Below are 25,330 nucleotides of genomic sequence, written 5' to 3' on the forward strand. Positions count from 1 at the left end.
TATCCGGACAAGAGGCCGGACAGCCGCCAAGGGGTGAAGAAGCCGAGGGGCTCTTCGGAAGTGTGGAAGTCGGAAGGCTCATAGCCGGAAGACGAAAGCAAACCCGGAGTGTCCAGCATCTCTCTCAAAGGGATGCCTTGTCGAAGGTGACTTTGCTCTTTGCAACCGTGACTGGCAGCCGGAGGCGAACCGGCGCACCCCGCTCTCAACGGGGGACGCGACTTAAAGCAACGACGGATCGGGCTTTTTTGGTCTCTACCGGCAGTCCAACGCCGGCGCGGGCTACTGAAAAGGCTTGTCCTTCATTGCCAGGTGTGCGGGCGGGAACATTCCCAACCAATCCACGGCAGCACTGTCTGATCTGAGTCTTTGGCTCGTCGCGCCTCCATCGCGTGATCTGGCCGGAGCGCTCTTATCCGACGTCATTTTTTGAACGGATCCCCGTCGCTGGGCCGTTTGGGAGAGTGCTATGACTGACCGTATCCAGGAATTCCTGCGCAACCGCCGCAGCGAGGGCCTCGACACCGAACCGTGCCTCGTCGTCGACCTCGAAGTCGTGCGCGACAATTACCAGACCTTTGCCAAGGCGCTGCCCGACAGCCGCGTGTTCTATGCCGTCAAGGCGAACCCGGCGCCGGAAGTGCTGGCTTTGCTCGCCTCCATGGGCTCCTGCTTCGACACCGCGACGGTCGCCGAGATCGAGATGGCGCTGGCCGCCGGTGCGACGCCCGACCGCATCTCCTTCGGCAACACGATCAAGAAGGAGCGCGATATCGCGCGCGCCTTCGCGCTCGGCATTCGGCTGTTCGCGGTCGATTGCGCCGCGGAAGTCGAGAAGGTCGCCCGTGCCGCTCCCGGCGCAAAGGTGTTCTGCCGCATCCTCTATGACTGCGCTGGCGCCGAATGGCCGCTGTCGCGCAAGTTCGGCTGCGATCCGGAGATGGCCGTCGACGTGCTCGACGTTGCCAAGCGTCTGGGCTTGGAGCCGTGCGGCATCTCCTTCCATGTCGGGTCGCAGCAGCGCAAGGTGAAGGCGTGGGACCGTGCGTTGGCGATGGCCTCGCAGGTGTTCCGCGACTGCGCCGAGCGCGGCATCAACCTGACCATGGTCAACATGGGCGGCGGTTTCCCGACCAAGTACCTGAAGGACGTGCCGCCGGTGGTGACCTACGGGCGCTCGATCTTCCGCGCGCTGCGCAAGCACTTCGGCAACCAGATTCCGGAGACCATCATCGAGCCGGGCCGCGGCATGGTGGGCAACGCCGGCATCATCGAATCCGAGGTCGTGCTCATCTCGAAGAAGAGCGACGAGGACGAGGTGCGCTGGGTCTATCTGGACATCGGCAAGTTCGGCGGTCTCGCCGAGACCATGGACGAGTCGATTCGCTACGCCATCCGCACCCCGCATGACGGTGCGGACATGACGCCGTGCGTGCTCGCTGGGCCAACCTGCGACAGCGCCGACGTGCTGTACGAGAAGAACCCGTATCCGCTTCCGGTGACGCTCGAGATCGGCGACAAGCTGCTGATCGAAGGCACCGGGGCCTATACGTCGACCTACTCGGCGGTGGCGTTCAACGGCATCCCGCCGCTGAAGACCTACCACATCTGATCGCCTCTCTTTCCGAGGCCTGACGAACCCGGGAGCCGGCTTGCCGGCTCCCTCCCTGACATTTCGATTTCTGACGACGCCTTGGACCGGCGTGCTTTGCGCACGTCGGTTTCAAGCGGGGACTGACGCGCCATGACTGCTCTTCGGAAGACACAGGTTGAACCCACCTCGAAAGCCGCTCCGTTCGCGATCCGTGCGGAGCGTGCTGGCGACGTTGCGATGCGTGAAGCGCTGCTCGATGCGTCCTTTGGCGAGAACCGCCATGGCCGCACCTGTCAGCGCCTGCGCGACGGACGCGCACCCGCCGCCGGCCTTGCGCTGGCCGCGATGCGCGAGGGGAAGCTCGTGGGAACCGTGCGGCTGTGGCACGTCAGCGCCGGAGGCAGGCCCGCTCTGGTCCTCGGACCGCTGGCGGTGGACCCTGCCTGCCGCGAGCTCGGGATCGGCGCCGCGCTGATGCAACAAGCGCTGGCTGCCGCCCGGGCGCGCGGGCATGCCGCCCTGATCCTGCTCGGTGATGCCCCTTATTACGCCCGCTTCGGCTTCTCGCCTGAGAAGACCGGCGAGCTGTCGCTGCCCGGCCCGTTCGAGCGCGACCGCCTGCTGGCGATCGAATTCCATGCCGGCGCACTGGATGACGCCGCCGGGATGATTGTCCCGACCGGCGCAGCCTTGCCCAACGGAGGGTAGTTCGCGCCCTCCAGGCGCACGCGGCGTAAGAGATCGCCATGATGGCGACGACCGAGCCGCGTTAAGCGGCAACGCCCGGCTGGGCCTGCGTTAAGCTCCATTCCTTTGGGGTTGCGCAGGCCGGCAAATTGCCCGTAAACCCCACGAATTCCTCTTCAGTCGAGGCCACGACCATGTCCCGCCGCCTGATTTCCACCGGCTCCCCGTTCGAGAAGACCGCCGGCTACAGCCGCGCCGTGATCGACGGCGAGTTCGCCTTCGTCGCGGGCACCACCGGCTACGACTACACCACGATGACGATGCCGGCCGATGTCACGAGCCAGTCACGCAACTGCTTCAAGACCATCGAAGCTGCCCTGAAGGAGGGCGGTTTCGAGATGGCCGATATCGTCCGTGCGACCTACTACGTCACCGACGCCAGCACCATCGATGCCCATTTCGCCGTCTGCGGCGAGGTTCTCGGCAACATCAGGCCGGCCGCGACCTTGCTGGTCGTCAGCGCCCTCGCCAAGCCCGAGATGAAGGTCGAGATCGAAGTCACCGCCAAGCGCCGCAGCGCCTGATCCACCCACCCTTTGCCGCCAGCACGTTCCGGAGAAACCATCCCATGAGCCCCGCCTCGCAGATCTACGCGAAGATTACCGGTCCCATCGTCATGGTCGGCTTCGGCTCCATCGGCAAAGGCACGTTGCCGCTGATCGAGCGGCATCTCGACTACGACAAGTCGCGGATCACCGTGATCGATCCCAAGGACGGGGGTCGCAAGGCGCATTGCGAGAAGCACAATGTGCGCTTCATCCAGAAGGCAGTGACCAGGGACAATTATCGGGAGCTGCTGACCCCGCTGCTCACCGAAGGCGGCGGCCAGGGCTTTTGCGTCAATCTCTCGGTCGATACCGGCTCCACCGACATCATGGAGCTCTGCAACGAGCTCGGCGCTCTCTATATCGACACCGTCAACGAGCCCTGGCTCGGCTTCTATTTCGATTCGTCGAAGGGCCCGGAAGCCCGCTCCAACTACGCTCTTCGCGAAGCGACGCTGGCCGCCAAGAAGGCGCGCCCCGCGGGCTCGACGACGGCCGTCTCCTGCTGCGGCGCCAATCCCGGCATGGTCTCGTTTTTCGTCAAGCAGGCGCTGCTCAACGTCGCCGCCGACCTGAAGCTCAATGCCCCCAAGCCGAAGACCAAAGCCGAATGGGCGGACTTGATGCGACAGGCCGGCATCAAGGGCATCCACATCGCTGAACGCGACACCCAGCGCTCCAAGAAGCCGAAAGAGCCGGATGTCTTCGTCAACACCTGGTCGGTGGAAGGTTTCCTGTCGGAAGGCGTGCAGCCATCAGAACTCGGCTGGGGCACCCACGAAAAATGGATGCCCGAGAATGCGCGGACTCACGAAGCCGGCTGCGGCGCTGCCATCTATCTGATGCAGCCCGGCGCCAACACGCGCGTGCGCACCTGGTGCCCGACCCGCGGCGCGCAGTATGGCTTCCTCGTCACCCACAACGAGTCGATCTCGATCGCCGATTACTTCACGGTGCGCGATGCATCGGGCACCGCGGTCTACCGGCCGACCTGCCACTACGCCTATCATCCCGCTGATGACGCCGTGCTGTCGCTGCATGAAATGTTCGGCCGCGCCGCGAAGATGCAGGAGAAGCATCACATCCTCGACGAGAACGAGATCGTCGACGGCATCGACGAACTCGGCGTGCTGCTGTTCGGCCATGACAACAATGCCTACTGGTACGGCTCGCAGCTCTCCATCGAAGAGACCCGCAAGCTCGCGCCCTATCAGAACGCCACCGGCCTGCAGGTGACCTCCGCCGTGCTCGGCGGCATGGTGTGGGCACTGGAAAACCCGAACGAAGGCATTGTCGAAGCCGACGAGATGGATTTCGATCGCCTGCTGGAGATCCAGCTGCCCTATCTCGGCCCGGTGAAGGGTTTTTACACCGACTGGACGCCGCTGACGGATCGTCCGGGGCTGTTTCCGGAGGATATCGACACGAGCGATCCCTGGCAGTTCCGGAACGTTCTGGTGCGTTGAGAGCCGTCACCCAACTCTCCGCTCGTCATTCCGGGGCGCGCCACTTGGCGCTAGCCCGGAATCCATCAGGCGACAGAATCCGCTGACAAATGGATGCCGGGGTCGCGCTACGCGCGCCCCGGAATGACAGGGGACCTACTTCCTCTCGATCGGCGGCGCGATCTTCTCGGCTGGCGCTGGCGGCAATGCTGGTTTTGCCGCGCCGGCGGCGCCTTGCGTCTGCGGATCGGGCCGCGCCGGCTCTGGGGCCGGCGTGGTCGGCCGGTCGCCGCCGGGCTTGGCTTCCGCGGGCTTGTTCTGATCGTCGGACGGCGTGCCCTGAAGCGGTTGCGTCGCCTGGGCCGTCTGCATCCGGGTCTCGGCGCGGATTTGCGCCAGCGACAGGCCTGACACCACGACGCCGGCTGCGAACAGCGTGCAGGCAACCATCAGGTCGAGCTTCAGTCTGCGCTTGTCATATTGGCCGGGCATGTCGATCACCGCCTTTGTCCGCGAGATCAACGAAATCGCCCGGCTACGGTTCCCTGCCTGCGACGTTGGGAACCCGACACCTGCGCGCCAATCGCCACGCTCAATCCGTGGTGCTGACTTCCCAGGTGGCGTGGCGGACGCCGGGCAGATGCTGGAGATCAGTCGCCACTGCATTCAGCTCATTCGGATCGACGGCGGTCGCGACCAGCTTTGCCACGATCTCGATCAGATCGTCCCCAGTTTCGACCATTTCGATGTCGGCCACCAGATATTTTGCGCTCTCAAGCTTCTCGACCAGCCGGTCACGCATGTCGGGCAAGGCGTCCGGTGCGACCGCGAGCTTGAAGTAGTAGGTCGCCTCGGAGGTCTTCTCGTTCAGCGGAATGCGGTTGATGGCGTTGACCAGCGGCCGCAGCATGGTGTTGCCGGCAATCACGAACACCGTCAGCGCCGCGGCCTGCGCGACCATGTCTGCGCCGGCGCAGGAGCCGACCGCGGCCGAAGCCCACAGCGTCGCCGCGGTATTGAGCCCGCGCACGTCCATGCCCTGCTTCATGATGACGCCGGCGCCGAGAAAGCCGATGCCCGAGACGACGTAGGAGATCACCCGCACCGCGCCGTCGGCGCCGGCCAGGTGCATGGCGAGATCGACGAAAGCGGCGGCGCCGACCGCGACCAGCACGTTGGTACGCAGGCCCGCGGTGCGCTGACGATATTGCCGCTCAGCGCCGATCAGCGTGCCCAGCACGAAGGCCGTGAACAGGCTGACCAGCGTGTCCGCAAAATCAGCGATCTGGAAGGTCGTCAGAAACCGCATGGCCCCATCTACGGTCGGAACGATGACAGATTAAAGCTCCAGCAGGCCGCCGTCCCCATTTTCGTCGGCGAACGCCAGCAGCGTCCCCTTGGCGTTCCAGGCGAGCGCGGCCACCGGCGGGGTGCCATTGCGGCGGACAAGGATCTCGGCACCGTCCTCCAGACGCACCATCAGGACGGTGCCGTCGCTATAGCCGGCGGCGGAGATGTCGTTCCTGGGATGGCAGGCAACGACCGACACGCGCGCCTGGAGCGGCGCAAGCATCGCGGGCTCCTTGCCCATCGGGCCGTCCTTGCTGGCGAACGGCCACAGGATGACCGTGTCGGCGCCCGAGGTCGCCAGCGCCTTGCCGCCCGCGCTCCACGACATCGAGCGAACGCGGCCGGGATAGCCGGTCATGCGCATGTGCCTGTTGTCGGCAAGCCGCCAGCCGTGCAGCGCCGATTCGTGCATCGTGGTGACCAGGAATTTGTTGTCCGGGCTGAAGGTGACGCCGAGATGCGAGCCGGCCCAAGGCAGGAATTCGGCCGATCCCGCCATGTTGGGAAACCACAGCGTCGCGCCGTTGTAATGGGCGATCGCGAGACGCTGGCCCTTCGGCGCAAACGCGAGGCCGCCGACGGTCGAGGGCACATCGAGCGACTTCTCCTCGCTCTTGCCGCTCTTGAAGAAGGCGGTCTTGCCGGCCGACCAGGCGTAGGCCCCATCCGGATGCAGCGCCACCGCATCGATCCAACGCCGCTTCGGGTCAGTCGCAAGCAGCGTCACTTCGCCCTTGGCGTCGAGCGACACGACTTTTCCATCGTCGCCGCCCATCACGAGGCGCTTGCCGTCGGAGGCCGCCGACAGAATGCCGCCGCTGTGCACGGCGACCTTGCTGATCTCGCCCTGGCCATCCACGAACGCGACATTCTCCTCGCCGCCGACGAAGGCGGCGCGGCTGCCAAGGAAATGCACGGAGGTCACAACCATCCCGAGCGCGAGCGGCTTGACGCGCTCGGTGACGGAGACGATCGAGGCGGAATCGGGGTCCGGCGTAAACTCTTTCATCACGAGACGATGCAGCTCTCGAAGCCCTGGCGAATGAGCTCTTGCGGCAATTCGCGGCCGATGAAGACGAGGCGGCTCTCGCGCGGCTCGCCGTCCTTCCACTTTCGCTGGTGGTTGCCCTCCAGCATCATGTGCACGCCCTGAAAGACGTAGCGGTCATCATCGTCGTGGAAGGCGAGAATGCCCTTGGAGCGCAGGATCTTGCCGCCCTCCACCTGCACCAGATTCTGGAGCCAGGGCATGAACACGTTCGGATCGAGCGGCTTGTCGGTTTTGAGCGACAGCGACTGCATGTCCTCGTCGTGATAGTGCTTCAGGCCGTGGCCGTGATCATGATCGTGGTGATGGTCGTGGCCATGATGGTGATGATCGTGGTCGTGGACATGATCGTCGGCATTCAGGAAGTCCGGCTCGATGTCGAGGATGCGGTCGAGGTCGAAGGCGCCGCGGTCGAGCACGTCGGCCAAAGCCACCGAGCAGCGCTCGGTGCGGTGCAGCTTCGCATAGGGGTTGATAGCGCGGATGCGGGCCTCGACCTCGGCAAGCTCACCCTTGGTGACGAGATCGGTCTTGTTCAGCACGATGACGTCGGCAAAGGCGATCTGGTTCTTGGCCTCGGGCGCGTCCTTGAGGCGATCGGACAGCCATTTGGCGTCCGCAACCGTGACCACCGCGTCGAGGCGCGCGTTCTTCTGCACGTCCTCGTCGACGAAGAAGGTCTGGGCGACCGGTGCCGGATCGGCAAGACCGGTAGTCTCGACGATGATGGCGTCGAACTTGCCCTTGCGCTTCATCAGGCCTTCCATGATACGCACGAGATCGCCGCGCACGGTGCAGCAGATGCAGCCGTTGTTCATCTCGAACACTTCCTCATCGGCCCCGATGATGAGGTCGTTGTCGATGCCGATCTCGCCGAATTCGTTGACGATGACGGCGTACTTCTTGCCATGGTTTTCCGACAGGATGCGGTTCAACAGCGTGGTCTTGCCGGCGCCGAGATAGCCGGTCAGGACGGTCACGGGAATTTTTGGGGCGGTCACTTCAGACATAACAACTCCGGACTTCGGGCTTTTCGCGCGACGCGAGGCGGGGTGGCCCCTGCCCTAATGGTCAAGCGCGCTGGTCAGGGTCTTTATATTGTGCCTGACCATATCAATGTAAGTGGGTGCAGGCCCCTTTTCGCCGGTCAAACCGTCCGAAATCAGGGTCCCGCCGACTTTTGAGCCGGTCTCCGCCGCGATCCGCCGGATCAGCCGGTCGTCGCTGATATTTTCCAGGAACACGGCTGGGATTTTCTGGGCCTTGATCTGGCCGATGATGGTGGCGATGTCCCGCGCGCTGGGCTCGGTTTCCGTGGAGACGCCCAAGGGCGCGATGAACTGGACGCCGTATTCAGCGGCGAAATAGCCGAAGGCGTCATGGGTCGAGATTACCTTGCGCCGCTCCTGCGGGATTTTGGCCACGGCTTCGCGGACCTCGCGGTCGAGCGTTTCGAGCTTTTCCAGATAGACCTTGGCCTGGGCGCGGAAGAACTTCGCGTCGTCAGGGTCGGCCGCGGCCAGCGCATTCGCGATGTCGGTGACGTAGACCTTCGCGTTGAGGACGGACTGCCAGCCATGCGGGTCGGCGGCAGAGCCGAGCTTGAGCGGTGCGATGCCGGCGCTCGCGGTGACCACATGCGCCTTGCTGCCCGAGGACTGCACGAGGCGCGGCAGCCAACCCTCGAGACCAAGTCCGTTCACAACGACGAGCTTTGCGTCCGCGATCCGCTTCGCATCGCTGGGCGCGGGCGTGTAGACGTGGACGTCGCTGTCGGCCCCGACCAGCGTCGTCAGATTGATCCGGTCGCCGCCGACATTGCGGACGAAGTCGGCGAGGATCGAGAAACTCGCGACGACCTTCAGCTGCTCCGCGGCGTGCAAGGGCGAGGCGATGAGCAAGAGCACACAAAGCAGGATGCGCCGCATCGCTGTCACGCTTCCAGATGCCGGCCGGGAAACAGCTGCCTGACGACGCCGCCGACCCGGCCGAACAGGACGGAGACGGTGTAGAGCGCGCTCGCCACCAGAATGATCGCAGGGCCCGACGGCACACGGGTCTGGAACGACAGCACGAGACCTGCATAGCCGGAGACGGCGGCAGCGACGACCGCGATGCAGATCATGACGGTAAGATCGCGCGACCAGAACCGCGCGATGCCGGCCGGCAGGATCATCAGGCCGACCGCGAGCAGCGTGCCGAGCGCCTGAAAGCCGTTGACGAGGTTGATCACGACCAGCGCGAGGAAAGCGAGATGCGCAGGCCCGCCAGCCCGGCTCACGGTGCGCAAGAACAAGGGATCGACGCTCTCGATCACCAGCGGACGGTAGATCACTGCGAGCACCAGCAGCGTCACCGTGGCGTTGAAAGCGACGACCAGCAGCGTCTGGTCGTCCATCGCCAGAATATTGCCGAACAGCACGTGCAGCAGGTCGATATTGGTGCCCTTGATCGAGACGATGGTCACCCCCAGCGCCAGCGATGCCAGATAGAAGGTCGCGAGCGAGGCGTCCTCCTTCAGCCCGGTCGAGCGCGCGACGAGGCCTGCGAGGATTGCGACGGCAAAACCTGCGATTAGGCCGCCGGCCGTCATCGCGAACAGATTGAGACCGGAAAGCAGGAAACCGACAGCGGCGCCGGGAAGGATTGCATGCGCCATGGCGTCGCCGACCAGGCTCATCCGTCGCAACATCAGGAACACGCCGATCGGCGCACCCGCGAGCGAGAGCGCGATCACGGCCGCCAGCGCACGTCGCATGAACTCGAATTCGGTGAACGGGCCGATCAGCGCGTCATAGAGCATCGGATATCAAGCCGCCCGTGAGCGGGCATCATCGGCCGAGCAGGCGGCGGCGCTGTCGTCGAAGGCTTCGCACATCCGCATCGCGACCATCAGGTTTTCCGGCGTCAGCACTTCCGCCGTCGGGCCCCACGCCACAGGGCCGCGCGCCAGCACCAGCGTCTCGCTGAAATGGGTGCGCACCATCTCCATGTCGTGCAGTGCGGCCAGCACGGTGCGGCCTTCGCCGTGCCAGTGCTTCACCAGCGCCAGCAGATCGGCAGTGGTCTTGCTGTCGATGGCGTTGAAGGGCTCGTCCAGCACGATCAGCCGCGCGTCCTGGAGCAGCACGCGCGCAAACAGCACGCGCTGCATCTGGCCGCCCGAGAGTGTGCCGATCGGACGGTTTTCGAAGCCGTTGAGGCCGACGGAAGCGATCGCGCGGAGGATGTTTTCGCGCGCCGCCTTGCCGATGCCGCCGAACAGGCCGGTCCCACGCCACAGCCCGGTGGCAACGAAGTCCAGCACCGAGATCGGGAAGCTGCGGTCGATCTCCGCACTCTGCGGCAGATAGGCGATATCGCGGCTGTCGAGCCCGCCGAGATGGATGCTGCCGTCGAGCGGCTTGAGGATGCCGACGATGCCACGCAGCAGCGTCGACTTGCCTGCGCCGTTCGGGCCGATCACGGCCAACAACGCCCCCGGCGCGACCTCCCCGTTGAGGTGGTGCACGGCGGGATGGCGGTCGTAGCCGAGCGTGACGTTGTGAAAATGCAGCGCCGCCATGGTCACCTCATCGCCAGGAAGACCACGCCCCAGAGCACGGCGCAGACCGCGAGCGCGGCCGCGAGGCGGGCGGCCATCGTCATGCGCAGGATCGACCAGTGCGCCGCCTGAGCCGGATGTGGAGAGGCCGCACCGTGGACGTGTGCGTGGGTGTGATCGTGTCCATGCGAATGCCCGTGGTCATTGAAATGGCCATGGGAATGGCCATGAGCGTGGTCGTGATGATGGGCTTGGGACGCGGCGGGAACCATGCCGGAACGTTATATTATAACATTACCTCTGTCCACGCCGGGCTCAGGGCTTGCCGATCACCATGGCGATAGCGGCGGCGACGAACGGGAACGGCACCGAAACCGCACAGCGGAACCAGACGAAACGGGCCGGCATGAACGGAATTTCCCATAAAATCACCCGTTGGAAGGCAAACAGCGCCCAGGCGACGACATAGGCGACCACTTGAGGCACCCCGCCGCCCGATTTCAGCGCCACCGTACCGATGGAGAACCCGATCACCGGGCCGCCGGGCGTCGCGGCACCCGCGACCACGGCAGTCGCGACCCCGAGCCAGCCGCTGCCCGGCCCCAGCCAGCCGCTGATCACCTCCTGCGGGATGATGGCGGCGATGTAGCCGGAGCCGATCACCCCCAGCGCGATCCGCGGCACGATGTTGATGAAATCCATCGAGCCTTCGCGCAGCGAGGCCTTGAACACCGATGGGCCGCGGCGAAAGGCGATCAGGCCGACGCCGAATACCGAGCCCCACAACAGGATATCGATCAGAAGCGCGGCGCTCAATTCTCGTCGTCCTTCAGGACCGGCTTCGGATAAAGCCGGACATAGACGAAGCGACCGAGCGCGCCTGCGAGCACCGGCAGCGGCAGCGAGATGACGATGCGCCACAGCGTGAAGTCGGTGCCCATGATCGGGATTTCCCAAGCCACCGCCCGGCCATAGCCGATCAAGGTCCAGCTCACGACCACGGCGATGGTGGCACCGAAATCGGCGCCGACCGCCAGCAGCGCACTCGCCACGGGATAGGCGGTGAAGGGACCGCCGGGCAGGATCGCGCCGAAGGCGGTGCCGATCAGAAGGCCTTTCAGGCCCGAATTCGGCCCGAGCGCGCGCGAGACTTTCTCGTGCGGCAGGATCTCGGAGATGAACGCTCCGAGCAGGCAGCCGGCCAGCACGCGCGGCAGGATGCCGCCGAACAGCGAGAGATCGTGGGTCAGTATTTCGAGAACACCGTCGGTGCCGTCACGCCGCCAGACCAGACCCGCGCTCACCGCCACCAGCGCTGCGATGATGATGGTGGACCAGCCGATCGGCTTGCGCACGCGGCCGGGCCGCGGTTCGGAGTCCGCGTCCTCGGCGGGCGCGGTGTCTTTCGGGAAGGGTTCTGACAACGGGCGCGTTCGGCTCGAGGGTGATGCCCATCCTGATTAACGGCGCCGCAGATGCGATGCAAACGGTACGATGACGTGAGCGATGCGCACCTCGCGCAGGGCCATGCGAGCCGAAATGCGAATTCCGCACAGCAAAAAAGGCGGCCGCGCCTGCGACCGCCTTTTCGTTTATGTCATTCCGGAGCGGCAAAGCCGAACCCGGAATCTCGAGATTCTCTGGTGCGGGAGCCCGCACCATAGTTCGATGCTGCGCATCGCCCCGGAATGACGGAGTGAAGCCTCAGGCCTTGTCGAACAGGGACTCGACGTATTCCCAGTTCACGAGGTTCTCGACAAACGCCTTCAGATAGTCGGGACGGCGGTTGCGATAGTCGATGTAGTAGGAGTGCTCCCAGACGTCGCAGCCGAGGATCGGGGTGGCGCCGTGCACCAGCGGATTCTCGCCGTTCGGGGTCTTGGAAATCTCGAGCTTGCCGTTCTTGACCTGGAGCCAGCACCAGCCGGAGCCGAACTGGCCGACGCCGGCCGCCTGGAAGTCCGTCTTGAACTTCTCGAAGCCGCCGAGGTCCTCGTTGATCTTCTTCTCGATCTTGCCCGGCAGCTTGGTGCCGCCGCCATTGGGCTTCATCCAGCTCCAGAAATGGATGTGGTTGTAGTGCTGGCCGGCATTGTTGAACACCGCGGGGTTCTTGCCGAACGAGCCCTTGACGATCTCCTCAAGGGACTTGCCTTCCCATTCGGTGCCCTTGAGCGCGTTATTGCCGTTGGTGACATAGGCCTGATGATGCTTGTCGTGGTGGAATTCGAGCGTTTCCTTCGACATGAATTGCCCGAGGGCGTCATAGGCGTAGGGGAGTGGGGGCAGCGTAAAGGTCATGGGTGTTGTCCGCGACTGATGGGGGAACGAGACTTAACGGTCACCCCTTATAGAAGGTTCCGTGGCTGTTAAATACCGCGAATTTCCCAAAAGGCGCGGTACGGCGGCTTGGCCCGATTGCATAAAATCGTCGCAAGGATGTGGGGCGTTTCAACCGGGCCGCAAAATATCATTGCCTTTGAGGTGCTTATGGCAGAACGAAACGCACCGACGGCGCGGAGATGCGAAAGAGCAAGCGATGAGCATCGAGATCGACATTTTGAACGGCGACGCCTCGTGGCGGATGGCGGAGCCGCTGCATCAGGCGGTCTTCGGACCTGATATCGTCGGGAAGCAGCCCTGGGCTCACGTCAAATGGGCCAATGCCGATTTGCGCGTGCTGATCGAGACGCCCGAGGATGGTCTCGTCTGCCATGTCGGCATCTACTTCCGCACCGTCACCTGGAACGGGCAGAAGGTTCACATCGGCGGCATCGGCGGCGTCTGCACGCGGGAGGACCGGCGCGGCCGCGGCTATGCGACGATGGCGATCGATGCCGCGGTGCATACCATGCGCGCCAACGAGGCGGTCCGCTTCGCGCTGCTGTTCTGCGAGCCGCACAATGTGGCGTTCTACCAGGCCCGCAGCTGGCTCCCCTTCAAGGGCGAGGTCTATTGCGAGCAGCCGGAGGGGCGGATCCGCTTCACCTACATGGCGCCCTATGTCTGCAATATCGTCAGCGCGCCGACGCTGGGCACCATCGACCTCTGCGGCCTGCCCTGGTGAGCCCTGCGTGAAGCGAGGCTGGTGCCGGCGCTCCACGCTATATAGTATGTCGAGCATCATCCAATATTCCGCGCGGTGACACATGACGATCGACGCCTCCATAGACGCCGTGCCGCCGCCTGCCCCGGTCACCTCCCCCATCGCCAGCTTGCTGACGGCACCGATCCTGCCGACGCTGCTGCGGCTCGCGATCCCCAACATGATCGCGATGGTCGGCAGCACGCTGGTTGCGATCGCCGAGACCTCCTATATCGGCCGGCTCGGCACCATCCCGCTGGCAGCGATCGCGCTGGTGTTTCCGTTCGCCATGCTGAACCAGATGATGAGCGCTGGCGCGATGGGCGGTGGCGTCTCGTCTGCGATCAGCCGTGCGCTCGGCGCAGGCGACCGGAACCGTGCGGCGACGCTGGCGCTGCATGCCGCCATCATCGGCCTCTGCGGCGGGCTTTTCTTCACGGTGACGATGCTCGTCTTCGGCCGCTCGTTCTTCACGCTGCTGGGCGGGCGCGAGCGCGTGCTCGAGGAAGCCAGCGGCTATTCGCAAATGCTGTTCTCCGGCGCGGTCGCGATCTGGCTCGTCAACACGCTGGCCTCGGTGATCCGCGGCACGGGCGACATGCGTCTGCCCTCGATGGCGCTGATCGGGACGAGCGTGCTCCAGATCGCGCTCGGCGGCACGCTGGGGCTCGGCCTGTTCGGTGTGCCGCAATTCGGCATGCCAGGTGTCGCTGCCGGGCAATTGATCGCGTTCACCTGTGCTGCGATCTTTTTCCTCTGGTATCTCTGGTCCGGCCGCAGCCGGCTGCCGCTGGATTTCCGCGCCTTCCATTTCGATCGCGCGTTGTTCTTCGACATCCTCAAGGTCGGCGCGGTCGCCTGCCTGTCGCCGCTCCAGACCGTGCTTACCATTTTGATCTTCACCAAGATCCTGGCGACCTTCGGCACCGAGATGCTGGCCGGCTACGGCATCGGCTCGCGGCTGGAATTCTTGCTGATCCCGATCACCTTCGCCTTCGGTATCGCATCGGTGCCGATGGTCGGCATGGCGATGGGCGCCGGACAGGTGAAACGCGCGCGTCGCGTGGCCTGGACCGCGGCCGCGGCCTCGGGAATCACAGTCGGCCTGATCGGGCTCGTCATCGCGCTCGATCCGTCACTGTGGGTCTCGCTCTTCACCAGGGATCCCGGCGTTGCTGCCGCCGCGCACAGCTATTTCCACTGGGCAGGCCCGACCTTCGTGTTCTTCGGCATGGGCGTGTCGCTGTATTTCTCCTCGCAAGGCGCGGCGCGCGTCGGCGGTCCCGTGCTCGCCTCCACCGCGCGGCTACTGATCGTCGCCATCGGCGGAGGCACCCTCATGATGGCACAGGCTCCAGCCTGGACCCTGTTCGCGCTGGTCGGCGGCGCCATGGCGGTGTTCGGGCTTTCGACCGCAGGCTCGGTCGCCTTGGTGCGCTGGGGCAAATGAGCGCAGGTTACACGCAGGCAAATAAACGCAGGAATGTGATTCCATCCAGCGTTGCACTATCCTGCTGGGCTGCTATGGAGGCGCTCCATTTCGGGGCTCTCTCCATGACTTCAAGATTCGCTGCTCTCATCGTCCTTCTGGCTGCGCTCCTTGGAGCGACTGCCGCCCATGCGCAGAGCGTCGACGGGACCTGGCTGACCCAGGCCGGCGATGCCCGCGTCAAGATCAGCAAATGCGGCGGCGACATCTGCGGCAACGTCGTCTGGCTGCGTGAACCCCACGACACCGCGACCGGCCTGCCTGCCACCGACAGCAAGAATCCCAATCCCGCCCTCGCCAGGCGCCCGATGATCGGCTTGCCATTGTTCAGCGGCATGCAGCCTTCAGGGCCGAACAAATGGTCGGGCCAGATCTACAATGCCGACGACGGCAGCACCTATGCGAGCAGCGTGACGGTGACATCAGCGGATTCGCTGCGGGTCGAAGGCTGCGTTGGCGCGCTCTGCGGCGGCGAGACCTGGACGCGCGCGGGGCGCTAGCGCTTCACGCCATCATCGCCTTCAGCGCCGTCGCAGCCGAGGCGTAGCCACCCCGCGCGCCGTCGATGAAATGGACGTGGTCGCTGCGCAGCGGCGATGGGGTAAAGCAGGTCATCATCGCGGCGTCCTGCTGGTGGAGACCGTAGCGCACGATGCCGTCGCGCGCGGCAGTCGCGAGACGATCGCTGAGGGCGCGCTCGAGCTCCGGCGTACAGTCGAGGATCATGCGCAGGCCGTCGTCATATTTTCGGAAGTCGGAGTTCTCCACGACCTGCCGCGTATAGAGCTTCGGCACGAAGCCGCCGACCTTGAGATCGAAGCGCATGATCAGATAGACGAAAAGCGTGTAGGCCAGCACCCGGGCGCGGCGTGCGAGCAGCGGACCCCCGCGCATGGTGCGCGCCTCATATTCCAGTCCCTGCGGCGGCCATGTCAGCGGCGGCCCTTGCGGCGGCACGGGCCGACCGGCGTCCGGGCTGCGCTCGACGAGATGGATGACGTCCTCGATCACCTTGCGGAAGACCCGCGGGTCGGCGCCCAGAGCCGGCATCACCAGCACCGACAAGATGAGGCCGCGCGCGGCCGGCATCACTTCGAAACGGCAGGACAGGCCGGAGAGATCGGGCTGCGTGCCCGCGGGCGCTTCCGCGACCGCGAACTCACCGCGCTTCATCGCCGCATCAGCCCAAGCGAGCCCGCCACCGGAGAACATCGCATAGGACAAATTGGCCGATGGACCGAAGCGCGCGACGCGCACGTCGAGGCCCTGAGCGCGGATAGCCCTGACCGGCACCAGCGCGACACGCATCGTCAGATCGAGATCCTCCCGCACCCAGGTCGCGGTCGCGGCCAGCGCTTCGTGCGCGCGGTTGAGATCACCCGGCGCGACCGCGAAACTCGCGCCGTCGCCGCCGAACACGAAGGGAAATTCGCGTCCCTCCAATGCGTTCGTCACCGCCGCGATCACGGCGGCACCGGCCATGTTCACCGCCTTGTAGCGCTGCGCCGCGATAGCCTTGGTGGAATCTACGATGTCGGCAACGCCGACGCTCCAGTCGTCGGGCAGCGGCGAATACAAAGCGGGGTCCATCAGGCTGGTGAAGCCGCGAAAGACCGGAATGCCGCTATAGAACGCTGATGTCATCGGATGATACCGGATCTTGGACGCACGTCCAAAGAGACATACGTAGAAGAATCGATTCGGGTTCGCCGGGGCGCGCCCTTGCAACCCTTGGCCGAAATAGACCCGGACAACAAGATGAGGGCGCGCTGCAATGCCACACAAGGTCATTGATCGGCATCAAACAGCTGCGCGCAAATGGCGTCTAGTCTCGATGATCTGACATGGTAGCGCGGGAACATCGACGTGTCCGACTCCGACAGGAAGGACCCCATCGCTCCGGTAAGCCGGCGCACCGGGCGTGATCCGATCAGCGCGGTGAAGATGCCGGAAAGCCTGACCGCGGCCGTCGATCATTGGGCCGAAACCCATCACCTGTCGCGCTCAGATGCCATCCGCACGCTGGTCGAGCTGGGCCTGAAGGTCGCGCCCCCGGCACTCCCGCCAGGGCACCCGCTCGCTTCGGATGCCACCAGGATCGAAGAGCTTGCGGTGCATGAACTCGAGGGACTGCTCGATCCTGCCCTGTCTGAAGACGAACGCGAGCGCCGGATCCGGCGCCTGACCGACGGCCCGCCGGAGTTCTCACACGAACGGATTGACCTGCCGAAGCACCGGACCTGAATGTCTAGTGCAGCTTCTCGTCCTGACGCTTGCGCAGCGCAGATGAGGGTACGTCGTGGCAGCCGACCAGACGCACGAATTTCTGCGGATACATTTCGTAACCGTGATCACCGGAATTCTGATGAGACATCGGCTCGCAGTGAACGGGCTGGCCGTGAACGTCGCTTGGCTGTGCGCGCTTTGCCGACGCCTTGCCCGGGTTCGAAGCGGTCATGGACTGCTCCCTATCGATTAGGGCAGATCGATTGACGTAAGCCAATCGATTGCGCGGCATCTTACGACCAAATCCGGATGATGTCATTGCGCCGGATCAATGCAATTGTGGCGATGGAGTTCCGCCTACGCCGTGTTGCCCGCGTCGACCGTGAACACGGTACCCGTCACATTGCGGCCGCCCTCTCCCAGCAGATATTCCACCATGCGCGCGACGTCGTCGGTCTCCGGCAGGCGGCGCAGCGCGCTGCGGCCGGCGATGCGCTTGCGGCTATCGTCGGAGAGATTGTGCGTCAGCTCGGTGTCGATGAAACCGGGCGCGATCGCGTTCACGGTGATGCCGAGCTTGCCGACCTCGCGCGCGAGCGAGCGGGTGAAGCCGGTGGCAGCGGACTTGGTCGCACCATAAACGGAGAGGCCGTTATAGCCTGTCGTCGCGATGATCGAGGAGATGTTGATGATGCGGCCGGCCCCATCGGCCATCATCTGGCGCACAACATATTTGGTGAGAATGATCGGCGACAGCACGTTGAGCTGCACCAGCGCCTCGATCTCGGAATTGTGCATGGTCGCGAGCAGGCCTTCGGTGCCGAGGCCGGCATTGTTGACGAGGCCGTAGATCGGGCCGAATTCGTCGCGCACGAGCTTTGCATAAGCGGGGATCGCGTCGATGACGGCTAGGTCGCAGGCGCGGAAATGCAGGCGCCCCCCCGACCCGGCAATCGCCGCCTTGAGCTCGTCGCTCTCGCGCCGCGCCGCCGCGATCACGTTATATCCGCCATCAACAAGCCGCTGCCCGATTGCAAGGCCAATGCCGCGGCTGCCGCCGGTGACGAGGACATTATGCATCGGTGCGCGCCAGTTTGCCGGCCGGGGTGACGTCGAGCGCTTCGACGAAGCGGATCACCGCCGGCACCTTGTGGGACGCGAGCTGCGCGCGGCACTGATCCAGGATCTGGTCGCGGATCTCTTTCGCGCGCGCCGGATCGGTGCCGTCAGCAAGGATCACGTCAGCAACGACGATGCCGCCGGTGATCGGGCTCTTGCGTGACTTCGCCCGGGACATCCGCACGTCGGGATGGCGGTTGATCACCGCCTCGATCTCTTCGGGGTGAACCTTCAGCCCACCGATATTGATGATGCCGCCGCGGCGGCCGACGAAATAGTAGCGGTCGCCGCGCAATTCGACGATGTCGCCGCTGTCGACATACCCGTCTGCATCGGTGAGCGCAGCCGCGTCGCGGCCGATATAGGCGTGCGCCGTGCGGGTCGAACGGATGCGGAGCGAACCGTCGACGACCTTCATCTCGACGCCGTTACGGTTGCCGAGATAGTCGGCCGGAAAGCCTTCCAGCCCGTCATTGACGGCAAAACCGACGCCGGCCTCGGTCGATGCATAGGCATGGCCGACGGAGGAACTCGGGAACGCCGCCTTCAGGCCGTCCAGCACCGCCTGGTCGGCGATCTCGCCGGAGAGGCGGACATAGCGCGGCGCGAACTGCGCGGCCGAGCCGCTCATCAACAGCTTGCGCCAGTGCGAGGGCGTGCCGGAGATGTGGGAGACGCCGCGCGCGTTCAGCCGCGTGACGTGATCGCCGAGCGCCTCATGCGGATCGGACAGCACCATCGAACCGCCCGACAGGACGGCGCGGAGGAATATCTGCAGGCCGCCATAGCGGCGGATGTCGTAGAACGTCGCCCATACCGGCGCGGGTCCGCGCGCCGGACCCTCGGCGACGATGGCGCCGGTGAGTGCTTCCAGCGTATGGCCAGCGATTTTCGGCACGCCCGACGTGCCCGAAGTGAGCATCAGCCATTCCGTGGCGCGTTCGGTCCTGGCCGGCGCAGTGGCTTGAAGCGGCAGCTGTGCGGTGACAACCAGCGGCACGCCGGTCTCGGGCCAGCGATCGGGCTCGTCGGTGACGACGGCATCGATCCCGGCATCCGCCATCAGCGCATCGAGATGCGCGGGGTTGAGATCGGGCGGACATAGCAGCATGCGACGGGCAATACCGTCGAGCTCGATCATGGCAAGGCCCGATCGGAGCTGGTCGGACAATTTCAGCAGCACCGCGCGGCCGGACAGCTCGCGCAGGCGGCCACCCAGGACCGTCTGCGACAGGATATCCGTCAGCGACACGACATCGTGCGCGTCCGACAGCGTGCGGCCCGTCAGCTCCGCGCCGAGATGATCGCGCAGCGCAAAGATCTCACGCGGGGACATTTTCGTAGGCCCGCACGAAATCGCCCACGGTGGCGGGGAACGCTGCGTCCTCGGAAATAGTGAAGGGGTCGACGCCGGTCTCGTCCTCGAGGCGCGCCACCAGGATGGCGAAGGCGAGCGAGTCGAAGCCCGTCTCGTGCAGGGACAGGTCGTCCGAGAGCGCGGGAAGCGCGACGTGCTGCTCCTTGGCGATCTGCTGGATCGCTTCAATGACCTTAGACCGTACCGACATGGCTGGCTCGCTTCTGTTGTCGTTCGTGTTGCGGCGGTTCTTGATGACCGCCTCCCTTGGCCGCTTGTTTACCCGACAGAAGTAAATGGCTTCTTGGACAATTCGGATAAAATTGGACCTATCTCCAATTTTCGCGCGGCTAGAGCCGGATCGTACCCTCGTTGATTCGCGTATAGGCCTCCGCGTCCAGCGCGACATAGGTGCCGGCCTTCGGGTCCAGCATGAACAGAGGATCGGAGACCGCGCGGGGATCAAATCCCTCGCGCGCGAGCTCGGCCTTCTTCTGCTTGAACGTCTCGGTCGCATCGAGCTCGCGCGAGATGCGTATGAAGACAGGGTGAGCATAGGCCGGCAGGCGCTGTGCGAGATGGGCGGGCAACCCCTCGAGGACGAAGCCCTCGTTGACCACGATCGCGCTCATGCCGGCGCGGCCGTCGGTGCCGGGGATGCTGACGCCGTAGGTGGTGGCGTCGATCACGCCGGTGAAATCGCGCACGGCGTCATTGACCTCCGAGGTCGCGACGTTCTCGCCCTTCCAGCGAAAAGTGTCCCCGATGCGGTCGACGAAGTGGAAGAAGCCCTTCTCGTCGAGCCGCATCAGATCGCCGGTTCTGAACCAGGAATCGCCCTTGGCAAAGACATCGCGCAGGATCTTCTTTTCGGTCTCGCTCGCCTCGGTGTAACCCTCGAAGCGACCGCCGCCCTCATCCGCCGTGCCGATACGGCCTATGGCTTCGCCAGCCTCGCCGCGCGCGCAGGCGATACAAAACCCATCGGCATTGCGCAGCGGCACGCCGCTATCGGAATCAAGCTTGACGAGACCGGCGGGGAAACGATGCGCGAGCAGCGGCGGAACGCGGCCGATCGCGCCGGGCTGGCCTTCGACGTTGAAGAGCGAGAAATTACCTTCCGTCGCCGCGTAGAATTCGAGGATGCGCGGAATGGCGAAACGCGCCTGAAAATCGTCCCAGATGTCACCGCGAAGTCCGTTGCCGCATACGAGCCGCAAGCGATGCCGGTTCTCGTATTCCGACGGAGGGGCCTTGAGCAGATAGCGGCAGAGCTCGCCGATATACTGAAACAACGTGCAGTCGTGGCGCACGATGTCCGGCCAGAAATTCGACGCCGAGAATTTATCCGCGATCACCACCGAACCGCCGGCGGCGAGCATGCTGCATGGCGCGACGATGCCGCCGACCGAGTGGAACAGCGGCAGGCAATCGTAGAGCCGATCCTGCGGCGTCGCGCCCGTGAGGCCGGCAAACCAAAAGCCCCAGTTGAGGATGCGGCGGTGGCTGATGCTGGCGGCTTTCGGCAGGCCGGTCGTCCCGGACGTGTAAATCAGCAGCGCCCGGTCGTCGATGGTGACGCCGCCACGCTCGTCCGGCGAAAGCGGCCCGTCATCGAGGGCGGCAAGCGCGACATCGATCGGACGCTCGCCGCGGGCATCGCCATGGGTCCAGACCTTCGCTTCCGTCTTCAGGTGCGGCGACGCGCCGTCCAGCGCCTCCGCAAGCTCGTGCGCGACAATGATGTGAGCGGGCTTTGCCACTCCGATGCAATGCGCGAGCGATTGGCCTACGAGCTTGGTGTTGACGAGCGCGACCACGCCGCCGACCCGGCTGATGCCGAGCCAGGCCGCGACATAGTCGATGCCGTTCGGCATGATCAGCGCGACAGTGTCGCCCTTGGCCACACCGGCCGAACGCGCCCACCGCGCATAGCGATTGATGCGTTTCGAAAGCCCCTCATAGTCGAGGCTCACGTCCTCGATGGCCAGCGCAATGCGATCGGGCTGGCGCTGCGCCCAATCATCGACGACGTCTGCGAACAGCCGGCCCGGCAACGTCTCGATCCGTGCGGTGAGTTCGATCGCCTTCAGCCAGGTTTTCGAAGCCGAAGGTGCACGCGCGGCTTTCGGTTGCTCGATGACGCCGGTTGTCATGCCGTTCATTCTTTCGAAACGTGTCTGCTGGTTCCCGGCAGCTTAGCTCGCCCGCCCTGCCCAGGTGTTAAGAGACGAGGTAAAACCGGGTTAGCGCGCGATTAACTCTAGCGATCCTTTACCAAATCGGTGGGATCGGCGTGCGCGGGCACGCTCACCGGCTACGAGACGAGTTCGTTCTACGGTGTCGGCGCTCCGCACGACACGCCGCGCGAGATCGTCGATCTGCTCAAGCGCGAAATCGACGCCGCGCTGTCGACGCGGAGATCAAGTCCCGCATCGCCGGGCTCGGCGCAATTCCGCTGCACGGCAATGCAGGCGAGTTCGGCGGCATGCTGACGGCGAGGAACCGACCGCTGGCTGAAGGTGGTGGAGTTGTCGGGCATCCGGAAGGAGTAGCGACCGCACCTGCACGCGACGCGGAAGCGCTGAATCCGCGCATCGCTAGCCGCCTCGCTGATGGCGCGAGCGCTGCGGCGGTGCGTTGAACGGATAATACGGATTGAGATCGCAGGTGGCGGAGCGGCCCGAAGCGGTGGCGCGGCACTGCGGCAGCGAGGTGAAGGAGCAATCGTACCACTCCCCGCCCCCGCTGTTCGCACCGGAATAAACGTGCATGCAGATGGGATAGTGCGGATCGAAGGTCTGTGCACGCGACGGCGCGGCCGTGAGCAGGGCACCGACGGTCACGATCAGGCCGAATGAGCGACGCATTAAAATTCCCCTGAAAGCCGCATTGCGGAACGCTAGTGCACCTTCTTAGGGCGCCGGCGCGGCGGCGGCGGTTCATCGAAAGCATAGTAGGGATTGACGTCGCAGCTTGCCGAGCGGCCCGAGGCCGTGGCGCGGCACTGCGGCAGCGAGGTGAAGGAGCAGTCGAAATAGTCGCCGCCGCCACCGCCGAAGCCGCCGGGCATGTAGACGTGCATGCACACCGGATAACGTGGATCGTAGGTCTGAGCGCTGGCATCTGCCGCCACGAACAGCGTGGCAATCGCGGTGAGGGTCAGGATCGGCAAACGCATGGAGAAATCCTCGAATCGTTCATGTCGGCAGCCCGGATGCCAGCCACCTCGTATGGCATAACACCACGGCAGAGGCGACCGTTCCTCAGCGCAGATGACGCCAAGGTGAGTGTGGTCCGACCGCTACCCGCCGAGCCCCTGCAACACCAGCCGATTCAGCCTGGCCGCAAACGCGGCAGGGTCTTCCGGCAGTTCGCCATCCAGGATCTGCGCCTGTTCGAGCAGGAGCAGGCTGAGGTCGTCGACCGCCTTCGAGCCGGCCTGAGCCTTGGTGATCGCGGTGACCAGCGGATGGCGCAGGTTGATCTCGAGGATCGGCTTGGTGCGCATGCCACGGTTCTGCTGGGCCAGGATGCGCTCGAGCTCGCGGCTCGGTCCCTGGCTGTCGGCGACGAGGCAGGAGGCGGAGCTGGTGAGACGCGTCGATGCCTTGACGTCGCTGACGCGCTCGCCGAGCGCGGCCTTGATCACCGCGATGGTGGCGGCCTCGTCGGCGGCCGGCTCGTCCTTCTTCGCCTCGTCCGCCTCGTCGACGCGCGGGATCAGGTCGAGGTTGAGGTCACCCTGGCTCAGCGACTTCAGCGGCTTGCCGTCGAACTCCGATGGCATCGAGGTCCAGAAGGCATCGACGGGATCGGACAGCAGCAGCACTTCGATGCCGCGCGCAGTCGCCGCCTCGAGCCTGGGGTTCGACTTCAGCCGCTCGATGCTGTCGCCGACGAGATAATAGATCTCTGTCTGGTTCGGCTTGAAATCGGCGATGACGTCCTTGAGCGAGCGCTTCTCGCCCGCAGTCGTGGTGAAACGCGACAGCGCGAGCAGCTTTTCGCGGCGTTCGAAATCCTCGTAGATGCCTTCCTTCAGCACCGCACCGAATGCCTCCCAGATCTTCGCGAAGTTCTCCGGATCCTTCTCGGCAAGGCTTTCGAGCTCGGACAAGACGCGGGTCGCCACGGCCTTGCGGATCTGCGCGAGCTGCGGATTGTTCTGAAGCATCTCGCGGGAGATATTGAGCGGGAGATCCTCGCTGTCGACGACGCCGCGGATGAAGCGGAGGTATCCCGGCAGCAGATCGGCATCGTCGGTGATGAAGACGCGGCGGACATACAGCTTGACGCGCCCCTTTCGGTTCGGCTCGAACAGGTCGAACGGCTTGGTCGAAGGCGCGAACAGCAGCACGGCGTAGGAGTAACGCCCCTCCGCGCGATAATGCAGCGTCATCGCGGGATCGTCGAAGGCGGAAGCGATCTGCTGATAGGCCTTCTTGTAGTCTTCCGGCGTGAGCTCGGATTTCGAACGCTGCCACAGCGCGCTTGCAGAATTGATCTGACGCGGTTCGCCCTCTTCGGGCACGAGTTCGATGGGGAAGAGGATGTTGTCAGAATAAGCGCCGACGATACGTTCGATCTCGTAAGCTTCGAGGTATTTCTTCGCATCGTCCTTGAGATGCAGAACGATCTCAGTGCCGCGCTGCACGCGGGCCGCATCCTCCTCGCTGGCACGCGCGATCTCGAAGCCCGAGCCGCCCGAGGACGTCCAGGTCCAGACGTCGCTCTCGCCGGCGCGGCGGCTGACCACGACGATCTTGTCGGCGACCATGAAGGCGGAATAGAAGCCGACGCCGAACTGGCCGATCAGGCCGAGACCATCCTTGGCCTCCTTGAGCTTCGACACGAAAGCCTTGGTGCCGGAGCGGGCGATGGTGCCGAGGTGGTCGATCAGTTCCTGCCGCTCCATGCCGATTCCGTTGTCGGCGATCGCAAGCGTTCCGGCCGTCTTGTTCGGAATGATCCGGATCTTGAGCGCGTCGCCCTCGCCCAGCAGCGCCGGATTCGCGATCGCCTCATAGCGCAGCTTGTCGCAGGCGTCCGAAGCGTTGGAGACGAGTTCGCGCAGGAAGATATCGGTCTCGGAATAGACGGAGTGCACCATCAGGTGCAGAAGCTCGGAAACCTCGGCCTGGAAGGGCTGCGTATGCACAGCCGTGTCTGACGTCGTCATGCGTTTACCCGGTCAATCGAAAGGGGAAGAAACCCGGGATATAACGCGACGTGGCAGGGGATCAAGTAGATGTCAGTCATCGCCCTCCGGGCGGAGGGCGACTTGTCCGTGGCAAACGCCGATCAGGTCACACAGCGGCCGGGCTGGAGCAGTTTTGCGACCTCGGTCAGGGAGCTGACCATCGGCTCGCAGGCGATCGTCGGCTTTTTGCGGCTCTGCTTCTGGTCCGGGAGCAGCACCGGCGGCGGCTTGGCGTTGCCGGTCTCGATCACCGCGGGGACCCGCAGCAGCACCGACGTGTCGGCCAGATCGTTCAGCCGCATCGACACGGTGCGGGTCGGAACCTCCGCCTGCTTGATGTCGGCGAGCCGGTCGGCTTTGCTGGAGCGATTGACGTTATGGCCCGGCTTGTCAGCGACCGCCTGCCAGCGGTCGGCCAGATCATGGCCCGAGGCGAGCTGCACGGCGCCGACCTGGACGGCGCCGACTTGGACGGCGCCAAGCGTCGCGGCGATCGCGACGGCTCCTAAAAATACCTTTTGAATCTGTGACATGGCTGTCGGTCCCTCGCCCCATGGCGATCGCGGGAACAACGCGAG

At 64.7% G+C, this 25,330-nt stretch carries 30 protein-coding genes; 9 read left to right on the top strand and 21 right to left on the bottom strand.

Annotation, left to right across the window (positions count from 1 at the left end):
* Positions 1–469: 469 nt before the first annotated feature.
* The 4 genes from ABIB66_RS40715 (at position 470) to ABIB66_RS40730 (ending at position 4,352) form a co-directional block, all read left to right on the top strand.
* Positions 470–1,612, top strand: coding sequence for a type III PLP-dependent enzyme (locus ABIB66_RS40715; protein ID WP_018453321.1), 1,143 nt, complete (start codon positions 470–472; stop codon positions 1,610–1,612).
* A gap of 132 nt (positions 1,613–1,744) precedes the next feature.
* Positions 1,745–2,302, top strand: a complete 558-nt coding sequence (locus ABIB66_RS40720; protein WP_354259438.1) for a GNAT family N-acetyltransferase — start codon at positions 1,745–1,747, stop codon at positions 2,300–2,302.
* A 173-nt stretch (positions 2,303–2,475) separates the two neighbouring features.
* Complete coding sequence (locus ABIB66_RS40725; RefSeq protein ID WP_354208329.1) at positions 2,476–2,865, top strand: RidA family protein; 390 nt, start codon at positions 2,476–2,478, stop codon at positions 2,863–2,865.
* A gap of 44 nt (positions 2,866–2,909) precedes the next feature.
* Positions 2,910–4,352 (top strand): homospermidine synthase, encoded by a 1,443-nt coding sequence (locus ABIB66_RS40730; protein WP_354259441.1) that lies wholly within the window; start codon positions 2,910–2,912, stop codon positions 4,350–4,352.
* Between the two features lie 135 nt (positions 4,353–4,487).
* Here the strand turns inward: ABIB66_RS40730 and ABIB66_RS40735 are convergent, their stop codons facing one another.
* The 11 genes from ABIB66_RS40735 to ABIB66_RS40785 form a co-directional block, all read right to left on the bottom strand.
* The gene (locus ABIB66_RS40735) at positions 4,488–4,823 is read right to left on the bottom strand and encodes a hypothetical protein (protein ID WP_354062005.1); all 336 of its coding nucleotides are present in this window, start codon (positions 4,821–4,823) and stop codon (positions 4,488–4,490) included.
* A gap of 100 nt (positions 4,824–4,923) precedes the next feature.
* A complete protein-coding gene (locus ABIB66_RS40740; protein ID WP_275170990.1) occupies positions 4,924–5,640 on the bottom strand; it encodes an MgtC/SapB family protein in 717 nt (238 codons plus the stop codon).
* A gap of 30 nt (positions 5,641–5,670) precedes the next feature.
* Positions 5,671–6,690: a WD40 repeat domain-containing protein gene (locus ABIB66_RS40745; RefSeq protein WP_354208367.1), complete on the bottom strand. Its 1,020-nt coding sequence runs from the start codon at positions 6,688–6,690 to the stop codon at positions 5,671–5,673.
* Positions 6,690–7,739: a CobW family GTP-binding protein gene (locus ABIB66_RS40750; protein WP_354208331.1), complete on the bottom strand. Its 1,050-nt coding sequence runs from the start codon at positions 7,737–7,739 to the stop codon at positions 6,690–6,692. The genes ABIB66_RS40745 and ABIB66_RS40750 overlap by 1 nt, the downstream gene beginning before the upstream one ends.
* Positions 7,740–7,793: 54 nt before the next feature.
* Positions 7,794–8,657: a metal ABC transporter solute-binding protein, Zn/Mn family gene (locus ABIB66_RS40755; protein ID WP_354208332.1), complete on the bottom strand. Its 864-nt coding sequence runs from the start codon at positions 8,655–8,657 to the stop codon at positions 7,794–7,796.
* Positions 8,658–8,662: 5 nt separating this feature from the next.
* Positions 8,663–9,532: a metal ABC transporter permease gene (locus ABIB66_RS40760; RefSeq protein WP_007597190.1), complete on the bottom strand. Its 870-nt coding sequence runs from the start codon at positions 9,530–9,532 to the stop codon at positions 8,663–8,665.
* A gap of 6 nt (positions 9,533–9,538) precedes the next feature.
* On the bottom strand, positions 9,539–10,294 hold the full coding sequence (locus ABIB66_RS40765; RefSeq protein WP_354208333.1) for a metal ABC transporter ATP-binding protein: 756 nt from the start codon (positions 10,292–10,294) through the stop codon (positions 9,539–9,541).
* Between the two features lie 2 nt (positions 10,295–10,296).
* Entirely contained in the window at positions 10,297–10,545 is a 249-nt protein-coding gene (locus tag ABIB66_RS40770; RefSeq protein ID WP_354101217.1) for a hypothetical protein, read from the bottom strand.
* Positions 10,546–10,588: 43 nt separating this feature from the next.
* The gene (locus ABIB66_RS40775; RefSeq protein ID WP_354208334.1) at positions 10,589–11,089 is read right to left on the bottom strand and encodes a hypothetical protein; all 501 of its coding nucleotides are present in this window, start codon (positions 11,087–11,089) and stop codon (positions 10,589–10,591) included.
* Positions 11,086–11,697 carry a permease gene (locus ABIB66_RS40780; protein WP_354208335.1) on the bottom strand — a complete coding sequence of 204 codons (612 nt, stop codon included), beginning with the start codon at positions 11,695–11,697 and terminating at the stop codon, positions 11,086–11,088. Before ABIB66_RS40780 ends, ABIB66_RS40775 begins: the two co-directional genes overlap by 4 nt.
* A gap of 280 nt (positions 11,698–11,977) precedes the next feature.
* Entirely contained in the window at positions 11,978–12,574 is a 597-nt protein-coding gene (locus ABIB66_RS40785; RefSeq protein ID WP_007597204.1) for a superoxide dismutase, read from the bottom strand.
* 238 nt (positions 12,575–12,812) lie between these two features.
* On the opposite strand from ABIB66_RS40785, the gene ABIB66_RS40790 reads away from it, so the two are divergent.
* From ABIB66_RS40790 to ABIB66_RS40800, 3 genes are all read left to right on the top strand, one after another.
* The gene (locus tag ABIB66_RS40790) at positions 12,813–13,340 is read left to right on the top strand and encodes a GNAT family N-acetyltransferase (RefSeq protein ID WP_275170983.1); all 528 of its coding nucleotides are present in this window, start codon (positions 12,813–12,815) and stop codon (positions 13,338–13,340) included.
* Between the two features lie 82 nt (positions 13,341–13,422).
* Positions 13,423–14,808 carry an MATE family efflux transporter gene (locus ABIB66_RS40795; RefSeq protein ID WP_354208336.1) on the top strand — a complete coding sequence of 462 codons (1,386 nt, stop codon included), beginning with the start codon at positions 13,423–13,425 and terminating at the stop codon, positions 14,806–14,808.
* A gap of 104 nt (positions 14,809–14,912) precedes the next feature.
* Positions 14,913–15,347 (top strand): DUF2147 domain-containing protein, encoded by a 435-nt coding sequence (locus ABIB66_RS40800; protein ID WP_354061249.1) that lies wholly within the window; start codon positions 14,913–14,915, stop codon positions 15,345–15,347.
* A gap of 4 nt (positions 15,348–15,351) precedes the next feature.
* Here ABIB66_RS40800 and ABIB66_RS40805 read toward each other — a convergent pair whose 3' ends face one another.
* Positions 15,352–16,491 carry a DUF3095 domain-containing protein gene (locus ABIB66_RS40805; protein WP_354061247.1) on the bottom strand — a complete coding sequence of 380 codons (1,140 nt, stop codon included), beginning with the start codon at positions 16,489–16,491 and terminating at the stop codon, positions 15,352–15,354.
* Between the two features lie 222 nt (positions 16,492–16,713).
* Between ABIB66_RS40805 and ABIB66_RS40810 the strand changes: the two genes are divergently transcribed.
* Complete coding sequence (locus ABIB66_RS40810; RefSeq protein ID WP_275170979.1) at positions 16,714–17,091, top strand: ribbon-helix-helix domain-containing protein; 378 nt, start codon at positions 16,714–16,716, stop codon at positions 17,089–17,091.
* Positions 17,092–17,095: 4 nt separating this feature from the next.
* Here the strand turns inward: ABIB66_RS40810 and ABIB66_RS40815 are convergent, their stop codons facing one another.
* The 5 genes from ABIB66_RS40815 to ABIB66_RS40835 all read right to left on the bottom strand — a co-directional run bounded on the left by ABIB66_RS40815 (position 17,096) and on the right by ABIB66_RS40835 (position 21,714).
* Positions 17,096–17,305 carry a hypothetical protein gene (locus ABIB66_RS40815; protein ID WP_354208337.1) on the bottom strand — a complete coding sequence of 70 codons (210 nt, stop codon included), beginning with the start codon at positions 17,303–17,305 and terminating at the stop codon, positions 17,096–17,098.
* Positions 17,306–17,430: 125 nt separating this feature from the next.
* A complete protein-coding gene (locus ABIB66_RS40820) occupies positions 17,431–18,153 on the bottom strand; it encodes an SDR family NAD(P)-dependent oxidoreductase (RefSeq protein ID WP_354208338.1) in 723 nt (240 codons plus the stop codon).
* Positions 18,146–19,528 (bottom strand): class I adenylate-forming enzyme family protein, encoded by a 1,383-nt coding sequence (locus ABIB66_RS40825; protein ID WP_354208339.1) that lies wholly within the window; start codon positions 19,526–19,528, stop codon positions 18,146–18,148. Before ABIB66_RS40825 ends, ABIB66_RS40820 begins: the two co-directional genes overlap by 8 nt.
* Positions 19,515–19,760, bottom strand: coding sequence for an acyl carrier protein (locus ABIB66_RS40830; protein WP_007597226.1), 246 nt, complete (start codon positions 19,758–19,760; stop codon positions 19,515–19,517). Before ABIB66_RS40830 ends, ABIB66_RS40825 begins: the two co-directional genes overlap by 14 nt.
* 139 nt (positions 19,761–19,899) lie before the next feature.
* The gene (locus ABIB66_RS40835) at positions 19,900–21,714 is read right to left on the bottom strand and encodes a long-chain-acyl-CoA synthetase (RefSeq protein WP_354208340.1); all 1,815 of its coding nucleotides are present in this window, start codon (positions 21,712–21,714) and stop codon (positions 19,900–19,902) included.
* Positions 21,715–21,834: 120 nt separating this feature from the next.
* On the opposite strand from ABIB66_RS40835, the gene ABIB66_RS40840 reads away from it, so the two are divergent.
* Positions 21,835–22,044, top strand: coding sequence for a hypothetical protein (locus ABIB66_RS40840; RefSeq protein WP_354208341.1), 210 nt, complete (start codon positions 21,835–21,837; stop codon positions 22,042–22,044).
* Between the two features lie 105 nt (positions 22,045–22,149).
* On the opposite strand, the gene ABIB66_RS40845 is transcribed toward ABIB66_RS40840, so the two are convergent.
* The 4 genes from ABIB66_RS40845 to ABIB66_RS40860 form a co-directional block, all read right to left on the bottom strand.
* The gene (locus ABIB66_RS40845) at positions 22,150–22,419 is read right to left on the bottom strand and encodes a DUF3551 domain-containing protein (protein WP_354208342.1); all 270 of its coding nucleotides are present in this window, start codon (positions 22,417–22,419) and stop codon (positions 22,150–22,152) included.
* Positions 22,420–22,451: 32 nt separating this feature from the next.
* Complete coding sequence (locus ABIB66_RS40850) at positions 22,452–22,730, bottom strand: DUF3551 domain-containing protein (protein WP_354208343.1); 279 nt, start codon at positions 22,728–22,730, stop codon at positions 22,452–22,454.
* A gap of 123 nt (positions 22,731–22,853) precedes the next feature.
* On the bottom strand, positions 22,854–24,731 hold the full coding sequence (gene htpG / locus ABIB66_RS40855; protein ID WP_354061229.1) for a molecular chaperone HtpG: 1,878 nt from the start codon (positions 24,729–24,731) through the stop codon (positions 22,854–22,856).
* Between the two features lie 122 nt (positions 24,732–24,853).
* Positions 24,854–25,285 (bottom strand): hypothetical protein, encoded by a 432-nt coding sequence (locus ABIB66_RS40860; RefSeq protein WP_354208344.1) that lies wholly within the window; start codon positions 25,283–25,285, stop codon positions 24,854–24,856.
* Positions 25,286–25,330 lie beyond the last annotated feature (45 nt).

The sequence above is a fragment of the Bradyrhizobium sp. F1.13.3 genome, from assembly GCF_040548265.1.
Taxonomy (GTDB): Bacteria; Pseudomonadota; Alphaproteobacteria; order Rhizobiales; family Xanthobacteraceae; genus Bradyrhizobium.

Bases quoted from the DNA above. Each gene is read 5' to 3' on its own strand.
- htpG (WP_354061229.1), bottom strand. From the start codon at position 24,731: ATGACGACGTCAGACACGGCTGTGCATACGCAGCCCTTCCAGGCCGAG.
- ABIB66_RS40745 (WP_354208367.1), bottom strand. From the start codon at position 6,690: ATGAAAGAGTTTACGCCGGACCCCGATTCCGCCTCGATCGTCTCCGTC.
- ABIB66_RS40850 (WP_354208343.1), bottom strand. From the start codon at position 22,730: ATGCGTTTGCCGATCCTGACCCTCACCGCGATTGCCACGCTGTTCGTG.
- ABIB66_RS40785 (WP_007597204.1), bottom strand. From the start codon at position 12,574: ATGACCTTTACGCTGCCCCCACTCCCCTACGCCTATGACGCCCTCGGG.
- ABIB66_RS40740 (WP_275170990.1), bottom strand. From the start codon at position 5,640: ATGCGGTTTCTGACGACCTTCCAGATCGCTGATTTTGCGGACACGCTG.
- ABIB66_RS40770 (WP_354101217.1), bottom strand. From the start codon at position 10,545: ATGGTTCCCGCCGCGTCCCAAGCCCATCATCACGACCACGCTCATGGC.
- ABIB66_RS40765 (WP_354208333.1), bottom strand. From the start codon at position 10,294: ATGGCGGCGCTGCATTTTCACAACGTCACGCTCGGCTACGACCGCCAT.
- ABIB66_RS40730 (WP_354259441.1), top strand. From the start codon at position 2,910: ATGAGCCCCGCCTCGCAGATCTACGCGAAGATTACCGGTCCCATCGTC.
- ABIB66_RS40795 (WP_354208336.1), top strand. From the start codon at position 13,423: ATGACGATCGACGCCTCCATAGACGCCGTGCCGCCGCCTGCCCCGGTC.
- ABIB66_RS40800 (WP_354061249.1), top strand. From the start codon at position 14,913: ATGACTTCAAGATTCGCTGCTCTCATCGTCCTTCTGGCTGCGCTCCTT.
- ABIB66_RS40830 (WP_007597226.1), bottom strand. From the start codon at position 19,760: ATGTCGGTACGGTCTAAGGTCATTGAAGCGATCCAGCAGATCGCCAAG.
- ABIB66_RS40815 (WP_354208337.1), bottom strand. From the start codon at position 17,305: ATGACCGCTTCGAACCCGGGCAAGGCGTCGGCAAAGCGCGCACAGCCA.
- ABIB66_RS40725 (WP_354208329.1), top strand. From the start codon at position 2,476: ATGTCCCGCCGCCTGATTTCCACCGGCTCCCCGTTCGAGAAGACCGCC.
- ABIB66_RS40820 (WP_354208338.1), bottom strand. From the start codon at position 18,153: ATGCATAATGTCCTCGTCACCGGCGGCAGCCGCGGCATTGGCCTTGCA.
- ABIB66_RS40790 (WP_275170983.1), top strand. From the start codon at position 12,813: ATGAGCATCGAGATCGACATTTTGAACGGCGACGCCTCGTGGCGGATG.
- ABIB66_RS40825 (WP_354208339.1), bottom strand. From the start codon at position 19,528: ATGTCCCCGCGTGAGATCTTTGCGCTGCGCGATCATCTCGGCGCGGAG.
- ABIB66_RS40735 (WP_354062005.1), bottom strand. From the start codon at position 4,823: ATGCCCGGCCAATATGACAAGCGCAGACTGAAGCTCGACCTGATGGTT.
- ABIB66_RS40750 (WP_354208331.1), bottom strand. From the start codon at position 7,739: ATGTCTGAAGTGACCGCCCCAAAAATTCCCGTGACCGTCCTGACCGGC.
- ABIB66_RS40755 (WP_354208332.1), bottom strand. From the start codon at position 8,657: ATGCGGCGCATCCTGCTTTGTGTGCTCTTGCTCATCGCCTCGCCCTTG.
- ABIB66_RS40835 (WP_354208340.1), bottom strand. From the start codon at position 21,714: ATGAACGGCATGACAACCGGCGTCATCGAGCAACCGAAAGCCGCGCGT.
- ABIB66_RS40760 (WP_007597190.1), bottom strand. From the start codon at position 9,532: ATGCTCTATGACGCGCTGATCGGCCCGTTCACCGAATTCGAGTTCATG.
- ABIB66_RS40805 (WP_354061247.1), bottom strand. From the start codon at position 16,491: ATGACATCAGCGTTCTATAGCGGCATTCCGGTCTTTCGCGGCTTCACC.
- ABIB66_RS40845 (WP_354208342.1), bottom strand. From the start codon at position 22,419: ATGCGTCGCTCATTCGGCCTGATCGTGACCGTCGGTGCCCTGCTCACG.
- ABIB66_RS40720 (WP_354259438.1), top strand. From the start codon at position 1,745: ATGACTGCTCTTCGGAAGACACAGGTTGAACCCACCTCGAAAGCCGCT.
- ABIB66_RS40715 (WP_018453321.1), top strand. From the start codon at position 470: ATGACTGACCGTATCCAGGAATTCCTGCGCAACCGCCGCAGCGAGGGC.
- ABIB66_RS40860 (WP_354208344.1), bottom strand. From the start codon at position 25,285: ATGTCACAGATTCAAAAGGTATTTTTAGGAGCCGTCGCGATCGCCGCG.